We start from the raw sequence: 24,729 nt of genomic DNA, 5'->3' as shown, positions 1-24,729 counted from the left end.
CCCGGGACGACCCTCCCGGGGGCTACTTCTTGCCGCCCGTGAACCGCTCGTACTCCTTCAGGACGTCCTCTGTCGGGCCGTCCAGGCGCAGTTCGCCGTGCTCCAGCCAGAGCACGCGCTCGCAGGTGTCGCGGATCGACTTGTTGTTGTGGCTGACCAGGAAGACCGTGCCCGCGCGCTTGCGCAGCTCGCGGATGCGGGCCTCCGAGCGCTTCTGGAAGGAGCGGTCGCCGGTCGCCAGGGCCTCGTCGATGAGCAGGACGTCGTGGTCCTTGGCGGAGCCGATGGAGAAGCGCAGGCGGGCCGCCATGCCGGAGGAGTACGTCCGCATGGGGAGCGTGATGAAGTCGCCCTTTTCGTTGATCCCCGAGAAGTCGACGATGTCCTGGTAGCGCTCCTGGATCTGCTCGCGGGTCATGCCCATCGCCAGGCCGCCGAGGCGGACGTTGCGCTCGCCGGTGAGGTCGTTCATCAGGGCCGCGTTCACGCCGAGCAGCGAGGGCTGGCCGTCGGTGAAGATGCGGCCGTTCTCGACGGGCAGGAGCCCCGCGACCGCCTTCAGGAGGGTCGACTTGCCCGAGCCGTTTGTGCCGATCAGGCCGATGGCCTCGCCCTTGCGGGCGGTGAAGGAGACACCTCTGACGGCGTGCACCTTGCGTACGCCGGACTCCTCGCGGCCCTTGCCCCGCTTGAGGATGCGGCCCAGGGCGGCGGTCGCGCTGCCCCGGCCGGAGGGGGATCCGGCGCCGTGCACCCGGTAGACGATGTCGACCTGGTCGACGATGACTGTGGGGGCCGGGGCCGGGGCCGGGGCCGGGGCGGGTGCGGGAGTCGGTGCGGGGGTGCGGGTGTCGGTGGGGAGATCTGTCGTTGTGGGGGTTGCTGTCTTCTCAGCCACGGCCGTACGTCTCCTCTGCCTTCCAGAAGTAGATGAACCCGCCGACCCCGGCGAGCAGTGCCCAGCCGACGGCCCACGCCCAGACGTGGTGCGGGAGCTGGTCCGCGTGGAAGCTGTCGATGAGCGCGAACCGCATCAGGTCGATGTAGATGGCGGCCGGATTGCACTCCAGGAGGACCTGGAGCGCGTGCGGCAGGTGCTGGTCCTTGAGGACCGCGTCGATGCTCCACATCACGCCGGACACGTACATCCACGTGCGCAGCACGAACGGCATCAGCTGGGCGATGTCCGGCGTCTTGCTGCCCAGGCGGGCCATCACCAGGGCCAGGCCCGTGTTGAACGTGAACTGCAGGACCAGGACCGGGATCACCAGGAACCAGGACAGGCTCGGCGGGACGCCGAAGCAGAGCAGGATCACGACCAGCGCGCCCATGGAGAACAGGAGCTGCTGGAGCTGCTGGAGGCTGAAGGAGACCGGCAGCGCGGCCCGCGGGAAGTGCAGGGCGCGCACCAGGCCGAGGTTGCCGGCGATGGCGCGGGTGCCCGCCATCACCGAGCTCTGCGTGAACGTGAAGATGAAGACGCCGGTGACCAGGAACGGGACGTAGTCCGGGACGGCGTGCTTGGTGTTCATCAGCACGCCGAAGATGAAGTAGTACACCGCCGCGTTCAGGAGCGGCGTCATCACCTGCCAGACCTGGCCCAGCTTCGCCTGGCTGTACTGGGCGGTGAGCTTGGCGGTCGCGAAGGCGGTGATGAAGTGGCGCCGCTGCCAGAGCTGGCGGACGTACGCGGGGAGTGTGGGGCGGGCGCCGCTGACGGTCAGGCCGTGCCGGGCGGCGAGCTCGGCGGCGTCGACGGCGGGGCCGGGTGCACCGACCGCGTCCGCGGGGCGGGATGGAGCGTCGAGGACCTGACTCACGTCCGCTGCTTTCACTCGGGAGCCATGGGGCGCGTACGTCGGGACGGACCCGTATCGTCGCAACGTCGAGAGTAGGACGATGCGACGTCGGAACGCAACCGTATCGTCGTCACGTTCTATGCTGTCCGCATGACGACGAGCAGGCCAGGAGATGAACAGCCGCGCCGCAGGGCGCCCGCGGGGGCCGCGGTGCTCCGTGAGGATGTGACCGAGGCGATCAGGGCCGCCGTCTTCGAGGAGCTCGCGGCGGTCGGGTACGCGCGCATGTCCATCGAGGGCATCGCGCGCCGCGCGGGCGTCGGCAAGACCGCCGTGTACCGCCGCTGGCGCTCCAAGCTGCATCTGGTGCTCGACCTGGTGTCGGCGATAGCGGTCCAGGGTCTGCCGATGCCGGACAGCGGCTCCCTGGAGGGCGATCTGCGGCTGCTGTACGAGGTGACGTCGCGCGCCCTGCGGCACCCTGTGGCCTCGCAGGTGATCCCCGATCTGCAGGCGGAGGCGGCACGCAACCCGGAGATCGCTGAGGCCATGCAGAAGGCCTTGCGGGAGGGGCAGCACGGGGTGGCGAACGGCATCGTGCGGGCCGCCGTGGCGCGGGGCGAGGTGCGGGAGGGGATCGACGAGGACCTCGCCCTCGACCTGGTGTCGGGGCCGCTCTACTGGCGGTCCGTGGTGGTGCGGGCCGAGCTGCCCAAGGGGTATCTGGGCAGCCTCGCGACGGCTACTGCGGCGGCGCTTCGGGCGTTGTGAGTGCGGCCGGGGTCGGCTGGGGGTCGGGCTAGGCGTGCTTCTCCCGCATCAGGAACAGGGCCACGCCCGAACCGAGCGTGGCGACGCCGGTGCAGACGCTGATCAGGACCTGCTGCACCCCGTCGAAGGCGAAGCTGGTGGAGACGTTGGCGACCAGGGCGATCGCGAGGACGAGCCAGAGCAGGGCCTTCATGGCGGGGCCTTTCACGTCGGATGCGGGGAGCGGGGCGGCGGGGTCTGTCCCGCTGCGAGATCAACTCTGCCGGGGCAGAGGCTGCGTGACGATGGTGTGCTCTCCCGGACCGGGGGTGTAGCGCGCTACACCGTGCGCAGGGGAGCGGTCTCGCCCGCGTGTGCGAGTGGGGTCGCATAGCCTCTGACCATGCGGGAGACACTGCGGCGTACGGAGCGGGCCCTGGAGCAGCTGGGCGCCGCGGCGCTGCTCTCCCTGGCGTCGTACCTCTTCATCGGGGTCATCCTGCTCACCCTCGTCACCACGCTCATCGTCGTGGGCGCGGGCATCCTGCCCGAGACGGTTCTGATGCTGCGCCGGATGGCGGGCTTCAAGCGGCGGCGCGTCGCCGTGTGGACGGGCAAGGAGATCCCCGAGGCGTACGTGCCGCTGACCGGCACGCTCAGCCGGCGGGTGCGCGCGGGGGTGACGGATCCGGCGACGTACCGCGATCTGCGGTGGCTGGGCCTGCACTTCTTCTACGGATGGCTGTTGCTGTACATCGCCCTTCCGGTGTTCATCGTCGGAATGCTGGTCGACGGTGTGTGGTGCGGGCTGCTCGGCCGCCGTGCCGTGGTGCTGCCGCTGGTGGCGCGCATCGCCGATCTGGAGGCCGCCTGGTCGGGGGCGCTGCTCAAGGCGTCGCCGGAGGCGGAGCGGGCCGCGCGGCTCACCGAGCGGGTCGAGGAGCTGACCGTCACGCGGGCCGGAGCGGTCGCCGCGCACGGCGCCGAACTGCGGCGCATCGAACGGGACCTGCACGACGGGACGCAGGCGCGGCTCGTCTCGATGTCGATGCGGGTGGGGCTCGCGAGGCGTGCCTTCGACAAGGATCCCGAAGCGGCGCGGAAGCTGCTCGCCGATGCGCAGGACCAGGCGGAGGAGGCGCTGAGCGAGCTGCGGCACGTCGTGCGCGGCATCCATCCGCCGATCCTGACGGACCGGGGCCTGGTGGGGGCGGTGCGGGCGCTTGCCGCGAGCAGCGGGCTCGATGTGGCGGTGCGTGCGGAGGGTGTCGAGGATCTGTCGGGGGATGCGGTGCGGGCCCCGGCCGCGGTGGAGGCCGCCGCGTACTTCGTCGTGGCTGAGGCGCTGACGAACGCCGCCAAGCACAGCGGGGCGGAGCGGGCCTCCGTGGAACTTTCGCGGGTGGGCGGGGTGTTGAGGATCTCGGTGCGTGACGAGGGGCGGGGCGGGGCCGATGACGCGGGCGGCAGCGGGGGCAGTGGGCTGCTGGGGATGCGGCGCCGGGTCGCCGCGCTCGACGGCACCGTGGAAGTGGCGAGCCCCGTCGGGGGGCCGACCGTGATCGAAGTGGAGCTGCCGTGCGCGTGGTGATCGCCGAGGACAATGCCTTGCTGCGGGAGGGGATGGTGCTGTTGCTGTCCTCCGCCGGGCATGAGGTGGTGGCGGTGGCCGCGAGTGGGCCGGAGGTGCTTCCGGCGCTTCTGGAACACCGGCCGGACGTCGCCGTCCTGGACGTGCGGATGCCGCCGGGGTTCCGGGACGAGGGGCTGCGGGCCGCGCTCGCGGCGCGGGTGGAGATTCCCGGGCTTCCGGTGCTCGTGCTCTCGCAGTACGTCGAGGAGACGTACGCCGCCGAGCTGCTGGGCGGGGGTGCGAGCGGCGTCGGGTACCTCTTGAAGGACCGGGTGGGGCGGGTCGACGAGTTCCTGGACGCGCTGGAGCGGGTGGCGGGGGGCGGGACAGCACTGGACCCGGAGGTGGTCACGGAGCTGCTGACCCGGCGGCGCGACGACCCGCTGGACTCGCTGACGCCTCGGGAGCGGGAGGTGCTCCAGCTGATGGCGGAGGGGCGGGACAACGGGACGATCGCGTCGGCGCTTGTGGTGTCGGACCGGGCGGTGAGCAAGCACATCGGGAACGTGTTCCTGAAGCTGGGGCTGCCGCCGAGTGACAGTGGGCATCGGCGGGTGCTTGCTGTGCTGGCTTATCTGAACAGGGGCTGAAGGCCTTCGGTTCAGGTCCGCTTCTCCCGCTTGACGAAGAGGGTCACGCCGCAGGCTAGGGCTATGACGCCGGTGGCCACACTGACCATGGCCTGCCTTGTGTTGTCGTCGATGACGAAGCTGGACGAGATGTTGACGACGAGGGCGACGGCGAGCACGAGCCAGAGCATGATCTTCATGGGGTCAAGTGTGAGGGATCCCTGCGGGGGCTTGGGCGGGGGTGCGGGGTTGGTCCGTCTTGGGGGCGGGGCCGGGCCGGTATGTCCGTCCTCGCTATCGTCCGGTGGCCGTGTTGTTGCTTCGGTGCCGGAGCGCCGCGAACCGTGCTCCGGGCGGACATACCGGCCCGTCCCCTCGCGAGCGCTCCCGACTGCGGGGTCACGGGCGGGTGGGCGGCAAAAGGCTTGTTCGTGCAGGGGCGGATGCAGGCCGCCGCGCCGCGGTGCGGTCAGCGCCCCTGCGAGGGGTAGCGGCCCCGCAGTGCCCGCCAGGCCGGCGGCAGCGTCCCCGCGGCCGTCGTCGCGGCGACCACCAGAGCGATCGACGCCACCTGCGCAGCCGCAACGTACGGCAAGGAACGCGTCATCGCCGCCCCGAAGGCGAGCAGCGGGACCGCGGCCACCGCCGTGCCGACCGCGAGCCCGGTCAGCGCGGTAGCCGCCGCCTCCAGTCGCAGCATGCGGCGCAGTTGGCCCCGGCCCGCCCCGGCGAGGCGGAGCAGGGACAGCTCGGGGCGCCGTCCGACGGTGATGAGGCACAGCGTGCTCAGGACCGCGATGACGGTGAAGCCACCGATCGCGCCGACCGCCGCCACGGTCACCACCTCACCCAGCGCCCGGTCCTCCGGTTCGAGCCGCTCGGGCGCGGGGTCCGCAATCACCTTCGCCCCAGGGGCAGCCGCCCGCAGGGCGCCCGCGGCGGTGCCGGTCGCGGCGACCAGGATCCGGTCCGCCCCCGGCGACGACGTGTGACGGAGCAGTTGTTCCCGGGAGAAGAGGAAGGCGCCGAGCGCCAGTTCGCGGTCGTACGTCGCCACCACCGTCAAGCGTGACTCCACCCCGTCCCCGAACCGCACCGTCACCGCCGAACCGGGACGCGCGTCCAGGGAGCGGGCCTGGTCCCGGCCCACCGCCACCGTGCCGGGGCGCAGTTCGCCGATGTCGCCCTGCCGCACGCCGGGGTCCAGGGTCCGCGCGAGGCCGCCGGAGGTGACGCCGAGTACCGGGAGGCGGTCCAGGCGGGGCGAGCCCGTCTCCCGGCGGGCCAGGACCACCGTGCTCTGTGTGATGGCGGTCACGGACCGCACGCCGGGCACCTTCCGGATGCGTTCCAGCGTGCCCTCGGGCAGGCCGCCCTCCGCCGTCACCGCGAAGTCGGCCCGCGCCGCACCCCGCGACTGCGCCCCCGCGGCATGCGTCATCGTCGCGCCCGCGGAGAGCTGGACCAGGACGAACGCCGTCACCAGGATGATCGGTGTGATGGCCGCTCCCAATCGGCGTGCCGAAGCAGTGCAGTTGGCCGCCGCGAGGTGACCCGCCGCGCCGCCGAAGCGCCGCATCGGCGGCGCGAGCACCCGCATCGCGCCCTCGGCGATCCACGGGCCGAGCAGCGCGCAGCCGATGACCAGGACCACCGCCGCCGCACCGGCAGCCGCCGCCGCGGCCTCCCCGTGCTGGAGCGTGGCGGTGCCCGCCGAACTCACGCCCAGGAACAGCAGCACGAGGCCGGTGATCTGGCGCCCCCTGCCCGGCGCCGCCTCGCGCAACGCCTCGGCGGGGCGCACCTTCGCCGTCCTCGCGCACGCGATCAGCGCTGCCAGGCGGGCGGCGAGCAGCGTCAGGCCCGCGGTGAGGAGAGGGGTCGGCAAAAGCCAGGGAGGGAAGGGGAGTTCAAGGCCTGGCGGCAGGGCGTCGCGCGCGTCGAGCAGGGCGCGGAGTCCGAAGAAGGCGGGGATCGCCGCGACCGCTCCGGCCAGCGCCGCCACCGTCGCGACCCGGCCGACCTCCCGGCCCACCGCGCCCCGCAGCTGCCGCGGCGTCGCGCCGACCGCCCGCAACAGGGCCAGCTCGCGGGAGCGTTGCTGGAGCGCCTGCACGATCGTCGACGACACGACGAGCAGCGCGATCAGTACGACGGTGCCGGCCACGGAGCCGAGCAGCGCGAGCATGCCCGCGCGGGCGGGAGCGACGTGGAGGAACTCGGCGCCGCCGCGCCCGTCCCCGGTCAGGACGCGGAGCCCGGCGCCGTCCCCGTCCGCCCGGTGTCCGACGCTCTTGAGGCCCGCCGTGTCCAGGGCGTGCCGCACGCGCGCGTGGAGGGCCGACGTGCTCGTGCCGGGATCGGCCGTGACGCCGATGGCCGCCACCGATCCGGGGTGACCGGCCAGACGGCGGGCCTCGGGGGAGGTGAAGTAGACGGCGGCACCTGGGCCTTCGGCGATCCCGGCGACCGTGTACGTCGCGTCGATGCCGGACGCCCGGACCGTGATCCGGTCGCCGACGCGGGCCGTTCCCTCGCCCACGACGACCTCGCGTCCGTGTCGCGGGGCGCCCCCGTCCCGTAGGGCGTGAGGCGCCAACTGGGCGGCGTTCCAAGGCCGCCCGGTGGCCGCATCTCCCCGCACGCCCACCTGGAAGACCTCGTCGGCGATCGCCGCGCGGACCCCGGGGACCTCGCGCACGGCCTTCAGCGCCGCCCGCGGGACCCGCACGCGTTCGGTGAGTCCTGCCGTCGCCGTCTCGGGGTCGCTGCCCCACGGCTTGGCCGTGAAGCGGGTGCTCTGGTCGCCGGCGACGACGAGGTCGGCCCCGGCGTAGCGCTCCACGCGCGCGTGCCCGAGTCCGGCCGACGCGAGCGCCAGGCCGAAGGCGCCGAGGAGGAGCGAGGTGAGGGCGAGCGCGGCGAAGACCGCGGCCCAGGCCTTGCGGTGCATGCGGGCGGCGCGCGAGGCGAGGAGCCGGGTGACGTTCGGGGGCGTATTCGTCCGGTGCGTATTCGTCCGGTGTGTGCTCATCGGGTGCGTGCTCATGCTGTCGGCCGTCCCAAGTTCCGCATGATGGCGTGCACTTGGGCGCTGTCCGGCTGGAGGAGCCGGGTGACGACGTGGCCGTCGGCCAGGAAGAGCGCTTCGTCGGCCCAGGCGGCGGCCGCCGGGTCGTGGGTCACCATCACCACGGTGTGACCGTCCTGGTCGACGGCCTGACGCAGCAGCGCGAGCACGCCGTGCGCGGTGACGGGGTCCAGGGCGCCGGTGGGCTCGTCGGCGAAGACGACTTCCGGGCGGGTGACGAGGGCGCGGGCGATGGCCACGCGTTGCTGCTGCCCGCCGGAGAGTTCGGTGGGGCGGTCGTCGCCCCGACCGCCGAGCCCGACCTCGGCGAGGCCGAGCGAGACGCGTCCTTCGTCGGGCTCGCCACCGAGGAGCAGCGGCAGGGCGACGTTCTCGGCGACGCTGAGCGAGGGCACGAGGTTGTGCGCCTGGAACACGAACCCGACGCGTTCACGTCGCAGCCGGGTGAGGGCGGCTTCCTTGAGGGAGCCGAGGTCCACGCCCCCGATGCGTACGGTCCCCGCGCTGGGCCGGTCGAGTCCGGCGGCGCATTGCAGCAGGGTGGACTTGCCGGACCCGGAGGGGCCCATCACGGCGAGGAACCGGCCGCGGGGGAGCGTGAGTCGGAGGGGTTCGAGCGCGGCGGGGCCGCCGCGCCGATAGGTCCGGGTCACCCCGTCGAGGGAGAGCGCGTCGGCCCCGCCCGACGGACCGCCCTCCAGGGTTCCCGCCGCGGAACCTTGCCGCCTGAACATCGCTGAGTGCTCCCTTTCGCCCGACCGCCGCTGCCACCAAAAACGCTAGGCAGCGGGGCCGACGGGAACGAGAGAGCGCGGTCCCGGAGCGGGGGTGTAGCTGGCTCCACCAAGGCCTCAGCGGCTCAGGACCCGCTGTCAGTACCCCACGGTGAACCGCCGCTGCACGAACCGCGGGAGCTCCGCCTCGTCCAGCAGTGCCACCGCCGCGTCCTCCATCGAGATGCGGCTGCGGCCCGTCGCGTCCAGGACCGGCTGGTCGCCGCCCACCCGGAAGCGGCCCGTGCGTTCGCCCGGGGCGATGTCCTCGGCGGGGCTGAAGTAGGTCCACAGGCGGTTGGACGTGCGCAGGGTGTCGAGGGCTTCGCGGTGGCCGCGTACCGCCGCTGCGTACTCCCTCGGCAGGCCCAGTGAGTCGAGCGTCCCGTGCAGGTCCTCGTCCGAGTCGGCGCGGACGCGCCCCGGCTCGGTCTCCAGGCTGCCCGCGCCGCCGACCACGATGAGCCGGACCCTGGGGCGGCTCTCCAGCGCCTTCAGGAGGGCCTTGGCCACGGTTACGTAAACCGTGGGGTCGGCGATCGAGCGGCGTACCGTGTCGTTGAAATCCTTCGCCGCATTTCCCGGCTGGAAAGCACTGATCATTACGTCGAGGCCCCGGACCGCCACCGCGTTCGCCACGCTCCCGGCGTCCAGGGCGTCGAGCGTCCGCCAGGTGATGCCCTCCCTCTTTTCGCTGATGAGGGACGCGTCGCGGGTGAACGCCGTGACCTTGTGGTCGCGGGCCAGCGCCTCGGCGACCACGCGCCGACCGATATTTCCAGTGGCTCCTACTACCCCTATGTGCATGACTCTCCCCTTGTCCTGCCACGTGTTCTGTCGCGCGTTGAATTCCGCGAACGAGGCGTGACTATACGGTGTGAAGTTTTGATACGGCAAGCAGTGACGTGACGCTGTAGAGTCGTCGCGTGACAGCAGGCGAGGGCGTGACGGCAGGCGAGGCAGTGGAGAGCGGCGGCGGAACCGGTACGCGCGGGCGTCGGGCGCGCCTTCGGGCCGAGACCACCGCCGAGATCAAAGAAGTCGCCCTCGGGCTCATGGCGTCCGGCGGGCCCGACGCCATCGCCCTGCGCGCCATCGCCCGCGAGATGGGCATGACGGCCAACGCCATCTACGGGTACTTCGCCACCCGGGACGACCTCATCACCGCGCTCATCGGCGACGTGTACGCCTCACTCGCCGACGCGGTGGATTCCGCGTGGGGCGCCGTGCCGGGCGAGGATCCGGCCGGTCGCATCCTCGCCTGGGCCTGCGCCTTCCGGGACTGGGCGCTCGCCGACTCCGGTGGTTTCAGGCTCATTTACGGGGCTCCGGTGTCCGGCTACCGTCCGCCCGCGGAGGGTGCCGCGCCGGATGCCGAGCACCGGGTCTGCGCCGGGCTCACGCGCCTGGCCGCCGACGCCTGGACGGAGGCCGAACCGCTGCACGCGGGCGGTGACTTCCAGTGGTCCGACTTCGACCCGAAGCTGGCGGGCGAGGTGCGCGAGGAGTTCCCGGGCCTCCCGCCCGCCGCCGTGGCCGTCGCGCTGCGCATCTGGGGGCATCTGCACGGCCTGGTCTCGCTGGAGATCTACGGCCATCTGCTCAGCCAGACGGTCTCCCCGGGCAAGCTCTACCGCGAGGAGATCGCCCAACTGATCCGCTCGCTCGGGCTCAACCCCGCGGCGGCTTCCGGCCGTTGACCGCGCCGGGCCCTTCGCCCGAGGCCTTGCCCGCGCTCTACTTCCGCCCCGCCTCCGGATGCAGCCGCACCCACCCGGCCCACGCCGAAGCCACCATCTCGCGCACGTCCCGCTTGGCCGACCAGCCGAGCTCGGCGGCGACGCGGTCCGCCGAGGCCACCACCCGGGCCGGGTCGCCGGGGCGGCGCGGGGCCACCGTGGGCGGCAGGTCGTACCCCGTGACCTCGTTGATCAGGTGGGCCATCTCCAGGACCGAAACACCCTCGCCGCGGCCGATGTTGAGCGTCAGGTCGGTGCCGCGCGGCGCCGTGGCCAGCCTGCGGGCCGTCGCCACATGGGCCTCCGCGAGATCGGTCACGTGGATGTAGTCGCGTACGCACGTGCCGTCCGGGGTCGGGTAGTCCGCGCCGAAGACGCGCGGGGCCTGCCCTTCCGTGAGCTTCTCGAAGACCATCGGGACCAGGTTGTAGACGCCCGTGTCGGCCAGCTCGGGGCTCGCCGCGCCCGCCACGTTGAAGTACCGCAGCGACGCCGTCGACAGGCCGTGCGCCCGGCCCGTCGCGCGGACCAGCCACTCGCCCGCCAGTTTCGTCTCGCCGTACGGACTCATCGGGAGGCAGGGGGTCTCCTCCGTCACCAGGTCCACGTCGGGCATGCCGTACACCGCCGCCGACGACGAGAGGACGAAGGCACCGACCCCCGCATCCGTCACCGCCGAGAGCAGGACCCGAAGGCCCTCCACGTTCTCGTGGTAGTACCGCAGCGGCTGCTCGACCGACTCGCCCACCTGCTTCTTCGCCGCCAGGTGCACGACCCCCGTGACGGCGTGCTCCGTCAGCGTGCTGGACAGCAGGTCCGCGTCCAGCGTCGAGCCGGTCACCAGTGGCACGCCGTCGGGGACGCGCTCGGCGATGCCCGTGGACAGGTCGTCGTAGACGACAGCCCGCTCGCCCGCCTCCGTCATGGCGCGGACCACGTGAGCCCCGATGTAGCCGGCGCCGCCGGTGATCAGCCAGGTCATCGTCAGTGAGCCTTCCGTGTCGTGTCGAGACGTGTCGTGTCGTGTCGAGACGTCTGTCGTGTCGTCCGGCGCCGCGCGCGTCGTCGGCGTTCGGACGTGAAGTGTCGCAGAGCCGCACGTACGGGCGGCGTCAGCGCCCGCCGCCGCCCACCCACCGCGCGAGCCGCCTGCGCGCCACCCCCGCCACGCCCCGCATCCCCGGCGCGAGCCGCACCGCCAGGTTCCCCGCCTGCGTCGCGTACGGCTGGGCGAGCAGCAGCCCCCGGCGCGACGGCAGTGCCGTACGCCGCAGCAGTCCCGGGCCCGCGACCGCACGCGCCGTCGTCTCGCGCGCCGTCCCGTCGTCGAAGTGGAGGCGCAGCCGCAGGTCCCATACGCCGCCGCCGAGCGAGCCCAGGTCGAGGACGACCTCGGTCAGCCAGGTGGCACCGCCCTCGGTGTCCGCAGGCTTGAACGCCGCCGTGCGGCGCAGCGACGGACCCTCGCCGCCCCTCGGCGCGAGTTCCACGTCGACCGTCGTCGGGCCCGCGTCCGCCACCCGTCCGTACAGCTCGTGCAGGCGCAGTGTCAGGCGGCTGCGGTGCGCGCGGGGGCGCAGCTCGGCGTCCACCGCGAGCGGGAGGAGGCGGATGGGGCGTACGAGGAGGTGTTCCAGGGTCACCTGGGGGAGGTCCGGGGACCAGACGGGTGTGACGCCGTCCGGCGACAGCGGGTAGGGAGGCGAGAGGCGCGCGGGGCGGGCCGCGACCTCCTGGAGGCGGGGCAGGTCGCGCGGCTCGGGGGACGCCTGGATCACGCGGGCGATGACCCGGCCCGGCGCGGGCGCCGCGTCCAGGTCGGCCGTGTCGAAGGTCGCGAGGTACGCGCGCGTGGCCGTCCACCACTCCTGCCGGTACTCCGGGCTCCGCGTGGTGAGCTCACGTGCGTACATCCGCAGGCTGTGGTCGATGAACTTGGCCCGCGCCGCGCGTGCGAGCCGCTTGCCCGCCGTCCCGCTCGCGCTCGGCGCCGCACGGAGGATCTCGACCGACTGGCGGTGGGCCTCCATGCGGGCCTGCCAGTTGGCGATGCCCGAGCGGTCCAGGGAGATCGACAGCTTGGCCGCCGTGCGGCGCACGTTCCACACGTAGACGGGGTCCGTGATCAGCGCGATGCGCGGGCCCGCCGCCAGGACGCGGGCCGTGAAGACGAAGTCCTCGTACGTGAAGCGGCCCTCGGGGAAGCGCAGGGCGTGCCGGCGCAGGAAGTCGGTGCGGTAGAGCTTGTTGACGCAGAGGGTGTCGTGGACCAGGCGGGTGCGCAGCTCGGGGCGGGCGATGAGGCGGGGCTTCTTGTAGAGCATGGGCTGCCAGGGGGTCTCGCGTCCGGAGGGCAGCTCGCGGCGTACGCACAGGCCCGTGACCACCTCGGCGTCGTGCCGCGCGGCCGCCTTGAGGAGGGCGTCCACCGCGCCGGGCGGCAGCACGTCGTCGCTGTCGAGGAACATCACGTACGCGGAGGTCGTGGCCTCGATCCCGTCGTTGCGGGGAGTGCCGCAGCCGCCGCTGTTGGCGGCGCGGCGGATGGGTTTGACCCGCGGGTCCTCCTGCGCGAGCGCGGCGAGCAGCTCACCGCTGCCGTCCGTCGAGCCGTCGTCGACGGCGATCACCTCGCGGACTGCGGGGCCCTGGGCGAGCGCCGAGCGCACCGCGTCCGCGACGTGCGCCGCGTCGTTGTAGCCGATCACGACGACACAGACCTGAGGCGGCGGGGGCGAGAGAGGCAGAGAGAGGTCCACGGGGGAAATTTTAGAGGTTGCCAGTAATTATCCGATTAGGGGGTCTTTTACTGGTTCGTGTTCCCGGTCTCCCGTCGGTTCGTGTGCCCGCCGCTCGCCTTCGCATTCCCGCCGCTCACCCGCGCGAGCACCTCGCCCGTCCGCGGTCCCCACGCCACCACGACCGCCTCCTTCGGCACCTTCTGGTTGGGCGAGAGCAGCAGCCAGCGCACGTGGTGGCGGCGCACGATCCGCGTGCGTTCGGCGCGGGTCGAATCGGGGGAGAGGTAGTCGCGCACCTCCTGGAGGCGGCGGTTGCGCGTGTCCTCGGCCAGGGAGGCGTCCGGCCAGGCGGGGGCGACGAGGTTGGCGCCGTACGCGGGGACGGACCGGGTGGGGTAGTAGCCGTTGGTCAGGACGACGTCGCCCTTGCGCATCTGGCTCACCGCCCAGCCGTAGCCGGGCCAGCGCGGCGGCTGGTCGAAGCCCACCGGGTCAAGGGCGCGCGGCACGACCGCGCCCGCCTGGAGCGTGAAGAAGCCGATGGCCGCTCCGGTGGCCGCCACGCCCCCAAGAGCCATGCGCCACCGGCGCCAGGGGCGGGGCGCCGCGAGCTCGATCGCGAGGGCGAACTGGAGGGGGACGAGGGTCAGGCCCAGGATGCGGCCGTACGTGTAGTGGCCGCTGAGCCAGCCGTAGGCCACGACCGCGCAGTCCAGGGCGAACATCAGGACCAGCGGATCGCGGCGGTTCCCGCGGAACCTCAGTGCGAGGGCGGGCAGGCCGAGCAGCGCGAGCCAGAACCTCTGCGGCATCTCGGTGTAGAGCTGCCGGTGGATCCAGTCGACGCTCTCGTCGCCGACGAGGGAGAAGACCGAGTAGTAGGGCCAGCTCGCCGCGATCACCGCCGCCGTCACGGCGGTCACCGCCCACTTCCACAGCGCGGGCAAGGGGCGCTCGGCCGAGGCCGCGAACGCCACCACTCCGATCACCGCCGCCACGGACGAGATGGGATGGACGAGCAGGATCACCCCGCACAGCACGCCGAGACCCGCGTACGCCCCGGCGCCGCGAGGCGACCGCGCGAGCGAACCCGCCCAGGCCCACGCCCAGAACGCCAGGCCGATCGCGAACGTCGACGGGTAGGCGAGGTTCCCCGTCATCGACATCAGACCGAGGTAGCCGCTCCACCACGCCATCCGCGTGCCCCAGAGCACCACCATCGCGAACAGGGCGAGGACCGGCGCCCATTGACGGGGCGTCAGGACCTTCACGAACCGGCCGAGGCCCGTGAGCAGCACGAGCAGGTTCAGCGGCCCCGCCAGCTTCACGACCTCCCAGCCCGCGAGGCCCGACGCCCGCGCGAAGACGCCCTGCGCCACCGCGTACGGCGAGTAGTACGGGCTGCCCGCGCCCGGCAGGTCCGCCATCGGGTGGCGCGGGTGCAGCAGGTTGTCCTTGAGCCGCTCCACGACCGCCGCGTGCTGCCCGAAGTCGCAGCACATCGGCACCCGCCAGAAGGCGAGCGACATGACGATCCAGAACAGACCGCCGAACACGACGTACGGGCTCGGCCGCCACCGCCTGCGCCTGTGCAGGGCCGTCGCGCCGTGGACCCGGCGGCGCGTGAGGAGGCCCGCTCCCCGCGTCGCCATGCTCATCGCATGAGCCTCTCCGCGACGCGGGCCGACGCCCGCCCGTCGTCCAGGTCGCAGTAGGCCTCGCGGAACGCCGCGTACGCCTCCGCGTGCCGGGCCGTGATGGAGTCCAGGTCGCGCAGCGCCTCGACGACCTCGCCGGTGGAGGCGAGCAGCGGGCCCGGCGCGCTGGTCTCGAAGTCGAGGTAGAAGCCGCGGACCGTGTCGCGGTAGTGCTCCAGGTCGTAGGCGTGGAAGAGCATCGGACGCCCCGTGTGCGCGAAGTCGAACATCAGGGAGGAGTAATCCGTCACCAACACGTCCGAGATCAGCAGGAGTTCGGCCGTGCGGGGGTGGGACGACACATCGCGTACGAACGGCGCGCCGGCCCCGGGCAGGCGGCCCGCCGTCAGCGGATGCTTGCGCACGAGCAGGACGTGGTCGTCGCCGAGGACGTCCCGCGCCGCGGCGAGGTCGAGCGCGGGTTCGTAGCGGAAGCGGCCGGGGGAGTAGGCGAGGTGGTCCCGGTAGGTCGGCGCGTACAGGATGACCCGCTTGCCGGGGTCGATGCCCAGCTCGCGGCGGACGCGTTCGGCGACCTTGCCGCGGTCCTCGGAGAAGAGGACGTCGTTGCGGGGCGAGCCCGCTTCCATCACCTCACCCTCGTAGGCGAGGGCGCGCCCCAGGTGAGGCGTCGAGAAACGGTTCGGCGACACGAGCACGTCCCACTGGCGGGAGAGCTTGGGCAGGACGTCGAGGTGGCCGTGGTCGGCGTAGAGGGTGTCGGTGAGGTCGGTGCCGATGCGCTTGAGGGGTGCCCCGTTCCAGGTCTGTACGACGGTCTGCCCGTCCCGCCGCTCGAAGAAGTCGGGCAGATGGCCCGCGGTGACGATGCGCCGGCAGCGGGCTAGCGCCTCGTACCAGGCGGCGCTGTGCTCCTCCACGCCCTTCGCCCCGTCGGGCACCTTCGTCTGCTGGTCCTGCGTCACCCACAGGTGCTCGACGTCCGCGCCGCGCCGCACCAGCTCCTCGTGGACCGCGCGCGGCGAGTCCCCGTCGAAGTAGAGCACCGCGTCGCGAAGCGGCTGCGTGCGCCGGCTCGGATAGTGCGCGGTGCGCAGCCGGTGCCGCCGGTAGGCCCCTCGCTCACCGCGGGCGAGCACGGACCCCGCTTCGAGCAGCAGCCGGTCCCCGAACCGCCGGTCGACGGTGAACTCCCGCCCCTCCACGGTCCGGTGGAGCGGAAAGGCGGCGGAGACGGAGGCGAGCAGCCGCACGGGCATGCCGTCCTCGCCGTGGGCGGCATAGGCGGCATGGGAGCCGCCCCCGCCTCGCGGACCACCGGGAGTCGCCGCGCCGACGCCCGCGTCCGGCTGCCGAGTCCTGCCCCGCACGGCCACGTCCCCGGCCACGTCCCCGCGCGGTGCCGCATGGCTCTGCGTGCCTTCGGCTGTCGCGGTGATCTGCCCCGCAGTGCTCTTGTCCGCGCCTGCGGCCGTCTCTCTGTGCGGTGTCGCACGGCTCTGTGCGGTCGCGGTCCCGCTCGGGCTCTCGTGCGCTGGGGCGGTGTGTCCGTCCGTCGGGACTTCGGCTGCCGCGGTGGCCTGCCCCGCAGTGCTCTTGTCCGCGCCCGCGTCCCCGCGGACCGTCCCGCCTCGCCCCGGCGCCGTACCCGCGCGTGACTCGCCGTGCCCCGCGTCCCCGGTCTCCCGCAGGAACGCGTACCACCGGCCCTCCCGCAGCACCCCGCCCCCGGGCGCCACCACCCCCCGGAAGCGCCCTGCGGTGCGCTCCACCGGCACCGTCAGTTCCTCGTCCCTGCCGCTGTGCCGGAGCACCAGTTCCGCCGCGTCCCAGCTCGCGTCGGACACCGTGCCCTCGATCGTCAGCGTGCCGTCCGCGCTCCACGCCACCCGGTCGGCGATCGGCTGCCGGGTCAGTTCGATGACGAGCTGGCCCTGGTCGTTCGCCGACGCGCACAGCTCGCGGCCGCCCTCGCGCGATGCGTAGCGGCCCGGCGGCAGGTCGAGGACCGCCGCGAGGGACTTCAGCTTGCCGTCCGGCAGGACCAGGTTGGCCTGCCAGCGGTCGCCGTGCGGGGGCTCGACCTCCTTGGGGGCCAGGTGCGGTGTCGGCGCGATGCCCTCCAGGTCCGCGAGGCGCACGCGCACGTCGAAGCGGTCGTCGCCGGGCAGCGCCACGGGGTAGTCGAACTCCGCCGACGAGTGCTTGTGCGTCAGACGCAGGGCGGTCGGGCGCAGGTGGCTCGGCAGATGGCCGCCGAGGACCATCTCGTCGCCGTCCCGGTGATGGGCGTCGACCCGCGCCACGTAGTCCTGGATCTTCAGCACCAGGCGGCCCTTGCTGTAGCCGAGGACCAGGCGGAGCCCGTCGCCCAGTTCGCGTACGACGGACTGGGTGGACGATCCGTCCAGGGGGCGGACCGCGGCCCGCCGCACCGAACCGTGGCCCGCGACGACCACGCCGAGCAGCCAGTTGCCCGGCCGCCACCGGCCGCCGGTCTTCAGCTGCTCGGGGTCGATGGTCAGCTCGAACCCGGAGAGGTCGTAACAGTGCAGCTGCTGCTGGGAGTTCTCGGTGGCCTGCGGCGCGGCGACGGTCCGGGTGGGGATCTTCCTCAACTGGGCCCGGCTGTGGGCGGACTTGAGGATGGCCGCCTTGATGGAGTGGCCGGGCCGCGTCGCCTCCAGGTTGCGCACGTACGCGTATCCGCTGATCCGCAGCAGCCCGTCCGCGCCCCAACTGGCCTCCCGCACACGGGAGATGACGGGCAGCTCGCCCCGCCCGAGCCGCGCCAGCTCCTGCGGGACGCGGATGTGACCGCCCGAGCTCCGCGGGTAGGTGGCACTGCGCCGCACCACCCCGCGGACGTGGAAGGCGTTCTTGTTGCGCTGCTCGAAGGTGAGCAGGTCGATCAGGTCGGCGGTGCGCCCCTCGCGCACGAGATGCCATTTCACGCGCAGGGACACCGGAAGCCCGGCGACGACCCCCGGATCCGCGCGCCGCAGGAACGCGGCGGCGCCCTTCATGAAGGTCGCGCGGTACTCGGGCCCGCCCATCGGCAGGCCCTCCAGGAAGTACACGAAGTCGTCGCGCAGGCAGGACGTGTCGTACGTCCCCCGCATCTCGGGCGCGTGCTCGGCGAGGAACGCGCTGACGTGCGCGCACGCCGAGATCCGGTCGCGCACGCCCTTCACGTCGGTGCGGCGCCGGGTGATCGAGCCCTCGCGCACCCGCCAGTAGTAGACGTGGTCGCTGAGCACGTCCACGGAGCCCGCGAGGAAGTGCGCCGGGATCATGACGGGCGTGTCCTCGTAGAGCTTGCCCTCGGGGAAGGTGAAGCCGTGCCGGTCCCAGAAGGCGCGCCGGAAGACCTTGTTCCAGGCGACGCGGTCGGCGAGCAGCTCCAGGTCGCGGCTGATGTGAGTGCGCGAGCGCGGCTCGGTGAGCCACTTGTACTGCCAGGCCTGCTGGCGTCCGCGCTCGTTCAGGCGCCAGACGTTGCCGCTCGCGAAGTCGGATCCGGTCGAGTCGAGGCTCGCGGTCATCCGCGCGTACGCGTCGTGCGGCACGACGTCGTCGCTGTCGACGAAGGTCAGGTACTCGGCGGTCGGGGTCGCGTGCCGGACCCCGGTGTTGCGGGCCGCGCTGAGCCCCGCGTTCGGCTGGCGCACATAGACGAACCTCGGATCCTTCGCCGCGAACTCACGTGCGATCCGCGGGCTGCCGTCCGTCGAGCCGTCGTCGACGAGCACGGCCTCCAGGTCGGCCATGGTCTGCCCGGCGATCGACTCCAGGCACTCCTCCAGAAACTCTTCGACGTTGTAGATGGGCACGACGACGCTGAGACGGGGCTGCACGGCGACCGGCCTTTCATACGCTCCCAGTCATGGGAGTGGGGAGAATCATGGGAGTACGGGCTTATTCATCCCTTTTGCCCCTTCCGGTCAATTTCTTTGCCTCGCTTCATCCCAATGAGTGAGGCGCGGTCTTCGACAGGGCGTGCCCGGCTGGCTACGGTCGGTGTTCATGTCGCGCTTCTCGGTTGTCGTCCCCGCCCATCGCGTCCAGGGCTACCTGAGGGAATGCCTGGACTCCGTGCTCGACCAGAGCCGCGCCGATCTGGAGCTGATCGTCGTGGACGACGCGTCACCGGACGCGTCCGCCGCGATCGCCGCGGAGTGTGCGGAGCGCGACCCGCGCGTGCAACTCGTCCGCGTCCCCGCGCACTCGGGTGCGGGTCCCGCCCGCAACATCGGCGCGGACCGCGCCACCGGGACCTACCTCCTCTTCCTCGACGGCGACGACCTGCTCCTGCCGGGCGCCCTGGAGTCGATCGCGCAGGCCCTCGACGCGGCGGACGACCCGGACGTCCTCGTCTTCGGCCACGACCGCGTCGACTGGTGGGAGAGCGTGCGCGCGGGCGGCGACGACCTGGCGGGGGACCAGCTGGCCGTCACCGTCGCCGCCTGGAACCGCGTCTTCAGGCGCGGCTTCTGGCAGGAGCGCCGCCTCGCGTTCAGCGACGGCCCCTACGAGGACGTGGTGCCGGTGCGGCGCGCGACCCTGACGCCCGGCGCGCGCACCGCCGTCCTCGACAAGGCCTGCGTCCGCTGGCGCGAGCGGCGCGGCGGCAGCTTCGCCACGTCGCCGGGCCGGGAGCACTTCGCGGTCATCGGGCGGTACGAGGAGCTGCTCGCCGGCGCGGACCCGGCCGACCGCGCCCGGCTCGTCCCGCACGCGGCCGCACATCTGCTCGCGGTGCTCGACGACGCCGGGCGCATCGCGCCGCGCGACCGGCGCGACTTCTTCCGCGGGGCGGCACGCCTCTACCGGACCTACGGACCGGCGGGCCCGGCGCCCACTCCCGGGGCGAAGGCCCTCGCCACCGCCTCGTACGCCTCCTATGAGGCGCAGCGCAAGAGCCGGACTCGCAGAACGGGCGTCACCCGCAGGCTCAAGGAGCAGAAGAAGAAGCTGCGCGCCCGCGCCATGCGCGTCGCCTACCGCGCCGACCTGCGCCGCCCCCTCGACCCCCACCTCGCGGTCTACGGCGCCTACTGGAACCGCGGGATCTCCTGCAACCCGGCCGCCATCCACGCCAAGGCCCGCGAACTCGCCCCGCACATCCGGGGCGTGTGGGTGGTCTCCTCCCGGCACAAGCACCGCGTACCGGCCGGAGTCGAGTACGTCGTCGAGGGCTCGCGGCGCTACTGGCAGGCGATGGCCAGGGCGACGTACCTGATCAACAACTCCAGCTTCCCCGGCGGCTTCACCAAGCGCCCCGGCCAGGTCTACCTCCAGACCCACCACGGGACCCCGCTCAAGAAGATGGGCCTCGACCAGCGCCGCTACCCCGCGGGCACGCACGGCATCAGCTTCCAGAAGGTCCTCGACCACACCGACCAGTGGGACCTCAGCCTCTCCGCGAACCCGCACTCCACGGAGGTCTGGGAGCGGGTCTACCCCTCGACGGCCTACCAGGCCCTGGAGGCGGGCTACCCGCGCAACGACGTCTATTTCACGGCGAGCCAAGCCGAAGTCCGCAGGATCCGCGAGGAGTTGGGCGTCGCGGACGGCCGGACGGTCCTGCTCTACGCGCCCACCCACCGCGACTACCAGAAGGGTTTCCTGCCCCGCGTGGACCTGGAGCGCTTCGTGAGCGCACTGGGCCCTTCGTACGTCGTGCTCGTGCGCGCCCACTACTTCTACGGCGCCGACGCGGGCCTGCGCGCCCACCCGCAGCTCGTCGACGTCACCGGCCACGCGCGCGTGGAGGACCTCTGCCTGGCCGCCGACGCCCTCGTCACGGACTACTCGTCGCTGATGTTCGACTACGCCTGCCTGGACCGCCCGATCGTGACGTACGCCCCCGACTGGCAGGCCTACCGCATGGCGCGCGGCACCTACTTCGACCTGCTCTCCGGGCGCCCGGGTGAGACGCCGGGGGCCGTGGCCACCACCGAGGACGAGCTCGCCGGGCTCTTCCGCTGCGGGGAGTGGGACGCGCCCGAAGCGGCGGATCTACGCAAGGCCTTCCGGGCGCGGTTCTGTCCGTACGACGACGGGGGCGCCGCCGAGCGGGTGGTGCGGCGGCTCTTCCTGGACGGTCAGTCCCGGTCGTAGCCGGTCAGCCCCGCTCGTAGGGGGAGCGGACCGGGAAGTACGCCGCCAGGAACGAGCGGATGGCCAGGGCCATCTCCTCGTCGGCGAGATCGCTGTCGGGGGACTCGCCGATGCAGAACGCCGTCTTGTTGCGGCCCTGGAGCAGCTGGCCCAGGCGCGCGTGGTCCTCGCGCCTTCCGATGTCCACGAAGTCGTACGCGATGCCCGCCGGCACGGCACGCCCCGTGAGGTACGCGTAGTGGTGGTGCAGGGACGACACCAGGGCGAGGTCGCTGTTCGAGCGGAAGCGGCTGCGGGCGGTGGCCTCGAGCTCTTCGGGGAACCGCTCGGTGAGCTCCGCGAGGACGCTGCGGTGCAGGGCGTAGGGCGCGTGGAAGAAGCTGTGCGTCGTGGTCCTGCCGAACTCCCGCTCCAGCAGGGCCCGGTTGTTCTTCGCCGCGGCCAGATAGCCCTCGTCGTCCGGTGAGACGGGCAGCGCGGGCACGGACGCCGACGACCAGAAGAAGCGCGAGATGCCCGAGCTGTGGAAGAACGTGTCCGGGGTGGTGGGGCGGCCGAGGAACATGTCGTCGTTGAGGTAGAGGAAGTGCTCCGACAGGCCCTCGATGCGGTGCAGTTGGCTCTCGATGGAGTGGGAGTTGAAGGTCGGGAGCGCGGAGTCCGGGTCGGCGAAGAGATCGCGGTGGTCGATCACCGTGACGTCGGGGTGGGCGGCGTTGAGCCAGGAGGGGGTCTGGCCCGCCGTGACGAGGTAGATGTGCCGGATCCAGGGCGCGTACATCGCGAGCGAGCGCATCGAGTAGCGCAGCTCGTCGCGGTTGCGGAAGCGGACGGCGCCGTGGTCGGGCGACGTGTCGTCGTCGGGGCCGCCGAGGGCCGCCGCGCGGCGGGCGCGCCACTCGGGGTCGGCGTCGTCGACCCAGGTGTAGACCGCGTCGACGGGGAAGTCCACGTCGCCGACGAGGAGTTGGGCGAAGACGTCGAGTGTCGGGTACGTGCGGTCGGCGATGCGGAGGGTCGCCGTGGGGGAGAGGGAGGGCAGCTCGGATCCGGCGAGGGTGGTGCCGAAGGGCGCGCGCCGGGCGTCGCTCCCGCCGGCCCCGTCGTCTGCGGTCCGCGGCCAGAACGCCACCGTGCAGGACTGTCCGACGCCGTGCCGCAGGGAGAGCGTCGTCGTGGTCACCGGCTTGAAGACCTTGACGCCCGCGACCTCGCCGATGCCGTCGAGCCGCTCGGCGAGCACGACCCCGGGGGCGGCGTCCCGCGGGTTGATCAGCTCCGCGTAGACGGGCTGCCCGTGCAGGGACTCGGCGAGCGCCTTGAGTGCACCGTCGCGCTCGTCGTCGGCCACGGCGAGGGTGTGCGTGGTGCCGGACGTGCGGACCAGGACGTAGGGGATGTCCTCCGACTCCAGTGCGGTGGCGGTGAGTTCGAGGTTCCAGTCGGTCATGTCGGGCGCGAGGACGTCGTCACGGCGCTCGGCGAGCCGGCCCACCGAGCGGATGACGAGGCCGCTGGTGTCGGCGGCGGCGATCTCGTCCTCGCGGGCGCGCTCATCGGCGGCGGGCTCGGCGTTCAGCGTGTACGGCGTGGTCGGGCGGAAGCCGCTGCCGCCGGACGCGACGCCGAGCGCCACCCGGTCCGCGCGGCCGTCGAGCCGTTCGGGGGCGTCGCGCCGGGCCAGGAGACGGGAGTACAGCTCCTGCCAGCGGGCGGTGACGTCGGTGGAGGAGAAGCGGGCGTAGACGCCTTCGCGGGCGGCGTGCGCGTAGCCGCGCCGCGTCTCGGGGTCGCCCATCAACTCGCTCATGGCGGCGGCCAGTTCGTGGATCTCGCCGGGCGGTACGAGCAGTCCGTCGACGCGGTGCCTGACGATCTCGGCGGGCCCGGTCAGGACGTCGTACGCGACGACGGGCACACCCGCGGCGAGCGCTTCGAGCAGCACGAGCGGGAACGCCTCGTTGTGCCCCGCGGTCATCAGGGTGAGCCCCGCCTTGGCCCACTCGGCGGCCATGTCCTGGCAGGGGCCGAGGAGTTCGACGCGGTCCTGGAGCCCGAAGCCGTCGACCAGACGGCGCAGATGCTGCTCGCGGTGACCGCCGCCGAAGACGCGCAGGGTCCAGTCGGGATAGGCGTCGGCGACCTCGGCGAAGGCCCGCACTGCGTGGTCGACGCGCTTCTCGCCGGTGAGGCGCGCGGCCATGACGATGACCTTGCTCTCGCCGTCGGCGCGCGGCCGGAAGCCGTCGGGCACGGCGTTCGGGATGACCGCGAGCTCGGGGGCGGTGGCGCCGAGGGACTCCGCGATCCAGTCGCGGGTGCGCTCGGTGAGGGTGACCAGGGCGTCCAGGCGCGGCGCGTGCAGGAGCAGGGGCTCGCCGGAGGGGCCGCGGCGCTGCGTGGGGCGGTGCTCCTGGTGCACGGTGACGACCCTGGCCGGGACGAGCCCGACGGCGGCGGCCATCAGGGCGGGCGTCGTGGTGACCAGGACGTCGGTGTCCAGGGTGGTCAGGGCGGCGGCCATCTCGACGTCGGAGAGCCGGTCGAAGGCGGACTCCCAGGCGGGCTTGATCAGTTCGCTGGGCAGGGCGGCGAGGGTGCGGCAGGCGGCCTCGTCCAGGCGCGAGGCGCGCACCGGACGCTCGGGCGAGGCGGTGCGGTCGACGAGATAGCGGACGGGGAGGCTGCGGGCCTCGGGGAAGAAGGGTTCGGGCCGGGTCCGGAAGACGGAGATGACCTCGACGTCGTGCCGGTCCGCGAGGTGCTGCGCCTGGGTGTAGGTGGCCAGCTCGGTGCCGCCCATCTCGTCGCCCCAGCCGAGGAGGTACGTGATCTTCATGAGGTCTCCTTCGAGATGTCCCAGCACGTCAGCGCGAAGCCACCGGACTTGGTGAAGTGGGCGTGGGCCCGGACCAGGGCGCCGCTCGGCAGGGCGAAGACGCGGAAGGGGGTGGGGTAGGCGGCCGAGGGGTCGCGCACGTCGGAGAGCCAGCGGCCCAGGGGGAGTGTGGCGGCACGGCTGTCCGACTCCACGTGGAAGTCCCACACCCACTGGCCGGGGCTCGCTCCCGCCATCTCGCCGAGGGGCAGCCGGAAGCTGAACTCGGGGCCCTCCCACACCGCCCCGACGGGCACGGTGACCCCGTCACGCCGCCGCACGGCCTTGGCCCGCCACCGCCGCCGCGCACCCGTCATGACGAGCCGCCCGTGCACGGTGATGCCGTCGCCGCCGGGCACGAACCGGGTGAGCTCGGCGCGGGGCCGGGACCGCGTCACCTGGAGCACCGCGCGCCCGCTGCGGCACCGGACGACGCGGATGAGCGTGCCGGTGCGGGGGTCGGGGGCGTGGTGGAGGGTGGGCGTGGGCGGCGGTTCGGTGTCCGCCTCGATGCCGATGCCGCGCCGCAGGACGCGTCCGCGGGCGTCGGCGGTGACGACCGTGAGCCGCCAGACGCCTTCGCCGAGGCGCGGATGGCCAGGGGTGTCCGGCTCGTCGCGTACGTCGGGCACATCGCGCGCGTCGCGCAAGGTGGCGGTCCCGGACAGGAGCAGGCCGCCGTGGGCGTGCTGCTCGAAGGCGAGCGGGATCCGGAACCGGCGGTGCCCGCGCGAGACGAGCAGGTGGGCCCGCTCGACCTGCTCGTCGGCGATGACGGCGCATGCGACGTTGAGTGTCCGGCTGTCCCGGATCGACAGATGCACGGGCGCCAGGAGCGTCTGCGCCCCGCCGCCGACCCGGCCCGCGGCGGCGCGTTCCGCGCGGAAGCGGGTGGACCTGACGGTGGCGATGAGCCGCCGGGCGGCGGGCGGCAGGGCCGGGGTCATGGCGTGAACCCAATGTGGTGCATTGGGC

At 72.9% G+C, this 24,729-nt stretch carries 18 protein-coding genes; 5 read left to right on the top strand and 13 right to left on the bottom strand.

What is annotated here, in order from left to right; genetic code table 11:
• Positions 1 to 22: 22 nt before the first annotated feature.
• Complete coding sequence (locus ABZ833_RS18000) at positions 23 to 784, bottom strand: ABC transporter ATP-binding protein (RefSeq protein WP_361047555.1); 762 nt, start codon at positions 782 to 784, stop codon at positions 23 to 25.
• A 106-nt stretch (positions 785 to 890) separates the two neighbouring features.
• Entirely contained in the window at positions 891 to 1,724 is an 834-nt protein-coding gene (locus tag ABZ833_RS17995) for an ABC transporter permease (RefSeq protein ID WP_361047552.1), read from the bottom strand.
• Between the two features lie 225 nt (positions 1,725 to 1,949).
• On the opposite strand from ABZ833_RS17995, the gene ABZ833_RS17990 reads away from it, so the two are divergent.
• Positions 1,950 to 2,570: a TetR/AcrR family transcriptional regulator gene (locus ABZ833_RS17990; protein WP_361047401.1), complete on the top strand. Its 621-nt coding sequence runs from the start codon at positions 1,950 to 1,952 to the stop codon at positions 2,568 to 2,570.
• 28 nt (positions 2,571 to 2,598) lie between these two features.
• Here the strand turns inward: ABZ833_RS17990 and ABZ833_RS17985 are convergent, their stop codons facing one another.
• Entirely contained in the window at positions 2,599 to 2,763 is a 165-nt protein-coding gene (locus ABZ833_RS17985; protein WP_361047399.1) for a hypothetical protein, read from the bottom strand.
• A 189-nt stretch (positions 2,764 to 2,952) separates the two neighbouring features.
• Between ABZ833_RS17985 and ABZ833_RS17980 the strand changes: the two genes are divergently transcribed.
• Together ABZ833_RS17980 and ABZ833_RS17975 are read left to right on the top strand one after the other, a co-directional pair.
• Positions 2,953 to 4,140, top strand: coding sequence for a histidine kinase (locus ABZ833_RS17980; protein ID WP_361047397.1), 1,188 nt, complete (start codon positions 2,953 to 2,955; stop codon positions 4,138 to 4,140).
• Positions 4,128 to 4,772: a response regulator transcription factor gene (locus ABZ833_RS17975; protein WP_361047395.1), complete on the top strand. Its 645-nt coding sequence runs from the start codon at positions 4,128 to 4,130 to the stop codon at positions 4,770 to 4,772. Before ABZ833_RS17980 ends, ABZ833_RS17975 begins: the two co-directional genes overlap by 13 nt.
• An 11-nt stretch (positions 4,773 to 4,783) precedes the next feature.
• On the opposite strand, the gene ABZ833_RS17970 is transcribed toward ABZ833_RS17975, so the two are convergent.
• The 4 genes from ABZ833_RS17970 to ABZ833_RS17955 form a co-directional block, all read right to left on the bottom strand.
• Positions 4,784 to 4,951 carry a hypothetical protein gene (locus ABZ833_RS17970; RefSeq protein WP_361047392.1) on the bottom strand — a complete coding sequence of 56 codons (168 nt, stop codon included), beginning with the start codon at positions 4,949 to 4,951 and terminating at the stop codon, positions 4,784 to 4,786.
• Between the two features lie 269 nt (positions 4,952 to 5,220).
• Positions 5,221 to 7,785 (bottom strand): ABC transporter permease, encoded by a 2,565-nt coding sequence (locus ABZ833_RS17965; RefSeq protein ID WP_361047390.1) that lies wholly within the window; start codon positions 7,783 to 7,785, stop codon positions 5,221 to 5,223.
• Positions 7,786 to 7,796: 11 nt separating this feature from the next.
• The gene (locus ABZ833_RS17960; RefSeq protein ID WP_361047387.1) at positions 7,797 to 8,576 is read right to left on the bottom strand and encodes an ABC transporter ATP-binding protein; all 780 of its coding nucleotides are present in this window, start codon (positions 8,574 to 8,576) and stop codon (positions 7,797 to 7,799) included.
• Between the two features lie 138 nt (positions 8,577 to 8,714).
• Complete coding sequence (locus ABZ833_RS17955; protein WP_361047384.1) at positions 8,715 to 9,422, bottom strand: NAD(P)H-binding protein; 708 nt, start codon at positions 9,420 to 9,422, stop codon at positions 8,715 to 8,717.
• 119 nt (positions 9,423 to 9,541) lie between these two features.
• Here ABZ833_RS17955 and ABZ833_RS17950 point away from each other — a divergent pair, with 119 nt between their 5' ends.
• Complete coding sequence (locus ABZ833_RS17950; RefSeq protein WP_361047381.1) at positions 9,542 to 10,315, top strand: TetR/AcrR family transcriptional regulator; 774 nt, start codon at positions 9,542 to 9,544, stop codon at positions 10,313 to 10,315.
• A 37-nt stretch (positions 10,316 to 10,352) separates the two neighbouring features.
• On the opposite strand, the gene galE is transcribed toward ABZ833_RS17950, so the two are convergent.
• From galE to ABZ833_RS17930, 4 genes are all read right to left on the bottom strand, one after another.
• Positions 10,353 to 11,336 (bottom strand): UDP-glucose 4-epimerase GalE, encoded by a 984-nt coding sequence (gene galE / locus ABZ833_RS17945; RefSeq protein ID WP_361047379.1) that lies wholly within the window; start codon positions 11,334 to 11,336, stop codon positions 10,353 to 10,355.
• A gap of 130 nt (positions 11,337 to 11,466) precedes the next feature.
• The gene (locus ABZ833_RS17940) at positions 11,467 to 13,113 is read right to left on the bottom strand and encodes a glycosyltransferase family 2 protein (RefSeq protein WP_361047376.1); all 1,647 of its coding nucleotides are present in this window, start codon (positions 13,111 to 13,113) and stop codon (positions 11,467 to 11,469) included.
• 47 nt (positions 13,114 to 13,160) lie between these two features.
• The gene (locus ABZ833_RS17935; protein WP_361047550.1) at positions 13,161 to 14,747 is read right to left on the bottom strand and encodes a hypothetical protein; all 1,587 of its coding nucleotides are present in this window, start codon (positions 14,745 to 14,747) and stop codon (positions 13,161 to 13,163) included.
• A 2-nt stretch (positions 14,748 to 14,749) separates the two neighbouring features.
• Positions 14,750 to 18,610, bottom strand: a complete 3,861-nt coding sequence (locus tag ABZ833_RS17930; protein ID WP_361047374.1) for a CDP-glycerol glycerophosphotransferase family protein — start codon at positions 18,608 to 18,610, stop codon at positions 14,750 to 14,752.
• A 169-nt stretch (positions 18,611 to 18,779) separates the two neighbouring features.
• Between ABZ833_RS17930 and ABZ833_RS17925 the strand changes: the two genes are divergently transcribed.
• The gene (locus tag ABZ833_RS17925) at positions 18,780 to 20,876 is read left to right on the top strand and encodes a CDP-glycerol:glycerophosphate glycerophosphotransferase (RefSeq protein ID WP_361047372.1); all 2,097 of its coding nucleotides are present in this window, start codon (positions 18,780 to 18,782) and stop codon (positions 20,874 to 20,876) included.
• Positions 20,877 to 20,880: 4 nt separating this feature from the next.
• Here ABZ833_RS17925 and ABZ833_RS17920 read toward each other — a convergent pair whose 3' ends face one another.
• Both ABZ833_RS17920 and ABZ833_RS17915 read right to left on the bottom strand, forming a co-directional pair.
• Positions 20,881 to 23,715: a stealth conserved region 3 domain-containing protein gene (locus ABZ833_RS17920; protein ID WP_361047369.1), complete on the bottom strand. Its 2,835-nt coding sequence runs from the start codon at positions 23,713 to 23,715 to the stop codon at positions 20,881 to 20,883.
• Positions 23,712 to 24,701 carry a hypothetical protein gene (locus tag ABZ833_RS17915; RefSeq protein ID WP_361047366.1) on the bottom strand — a complete coding sequence of 330 codons (990 nt, stop codon included), beginning with the start codon at positions 24,699 to 24,701 and terminating at the stop codon, positions 23,712 to 23,714. The genes ABZ833_RS17920 and ABZ833_RS17915 overlap by 4 nt, the downstream gene beginning before the upstream one ends.
• Positions 24,702 to 24,729: the final 28 nt, after the last annotated feature.

The sequence above is a fragment of the Streptomyces sp. NPDC047525 genome (assembly GCF_040643025.1).
GTDB classification, from domain to species: Bacteria; Actinomycetota; Actinomycetes; order Streptomycetales; family Streptomycetaceae; genus Streptomyces; species Streptomyces durmitorensis.
The sequence above is the reverse complement of the archived record's forward strand: the minus strand, read 5'-3'. Positions and strand labels throughout refer to the sequence as shown.

Coding starts and splice junctions, on each gene's coding strand:
- ABZ833_RS17955 (WP_361047384.1), bottom strand. CDS start 9,422: ATGCACATAGGGGTAGTAGGAGCCACTGGAAATATCGGTCGGCGCGTG.
- ABZ833_RS17935 (WP_361047550.1), bottom strand. CDS start 14,747: ATGGCGACGCGGGGAGCGGGCCTCCTCACGCGCCGCCGGGTCCACGGC.
- ABZ833_RS17925 (WP_361047372.1), top strand. CDS start 18,780: ATGTCGCGCTTCTCGGTTGTCGTCCCCGCCCATCGCGTCCAGGGCTAC.
- ABZ833_RS17960 (WP_361047387.1), bottom strand. CDS start 8,576: ATGTTCAGGCGGCAAGGTTCCGCGGCGGGAACCCTGGAGGGCGGTCCG.
- ABZ833_RS17985 (WP_361047399.1), bottom strand. CDS start 2,763: ATGAAGGCCCTGCTCTGGCTCGTCCTCGCGATCGCCCTGGTCGCCAAC.
- ABZ833_RS17990 (WP_361047401.1), top strand. CDS start 1,950: ATGACGACGAGCAGGCCAGGAGATGAACAGCCGCGCCGCAGGGCGCCC.
- ABZ833_RS17965 (WP_361047390.1), bottom strand. CDS start 7,785: ATGAGCACACACCGGACGAATACGCACCGGACGAATACGCCCCCGAAC.
- ABZ833_RS17920 (WP_361047369.1), bottom strand. CDS start 23,715: ATGAAGATCACGTACCTCCTCGGCTGGGGCGACGAGATGGGCGGCACC.
- galE (WP_361047379.1), bottom strand. CDS start 11,336: ATGACCTGGCTGATCACCGGCGGCGCCGGCTACATCGGGGCTCACGTG.
- ABZ833_RS17970 (WP_361047392.1), bottom strand. CDS start 4,951: ATGAAGATCATGCTCTGGCTCGTGCTCGCCGTCGCCCTCGTCGTCAAC.
- ABZ833_RS17980 (WP_361047397.1), top strand. CDS start 2,953: ATGCGGGAGACACTGCGGCGTACGGAGCGGGCCCTGGAGCAGCTGGGC.
- ABZ833_RS17915 (WP_361047366.1), bottom strand. CDS start 24,701: ATGACCCCGGCCCTGCCGCCCGCCGCCCGGCGGCTCATCGCCACCGTC.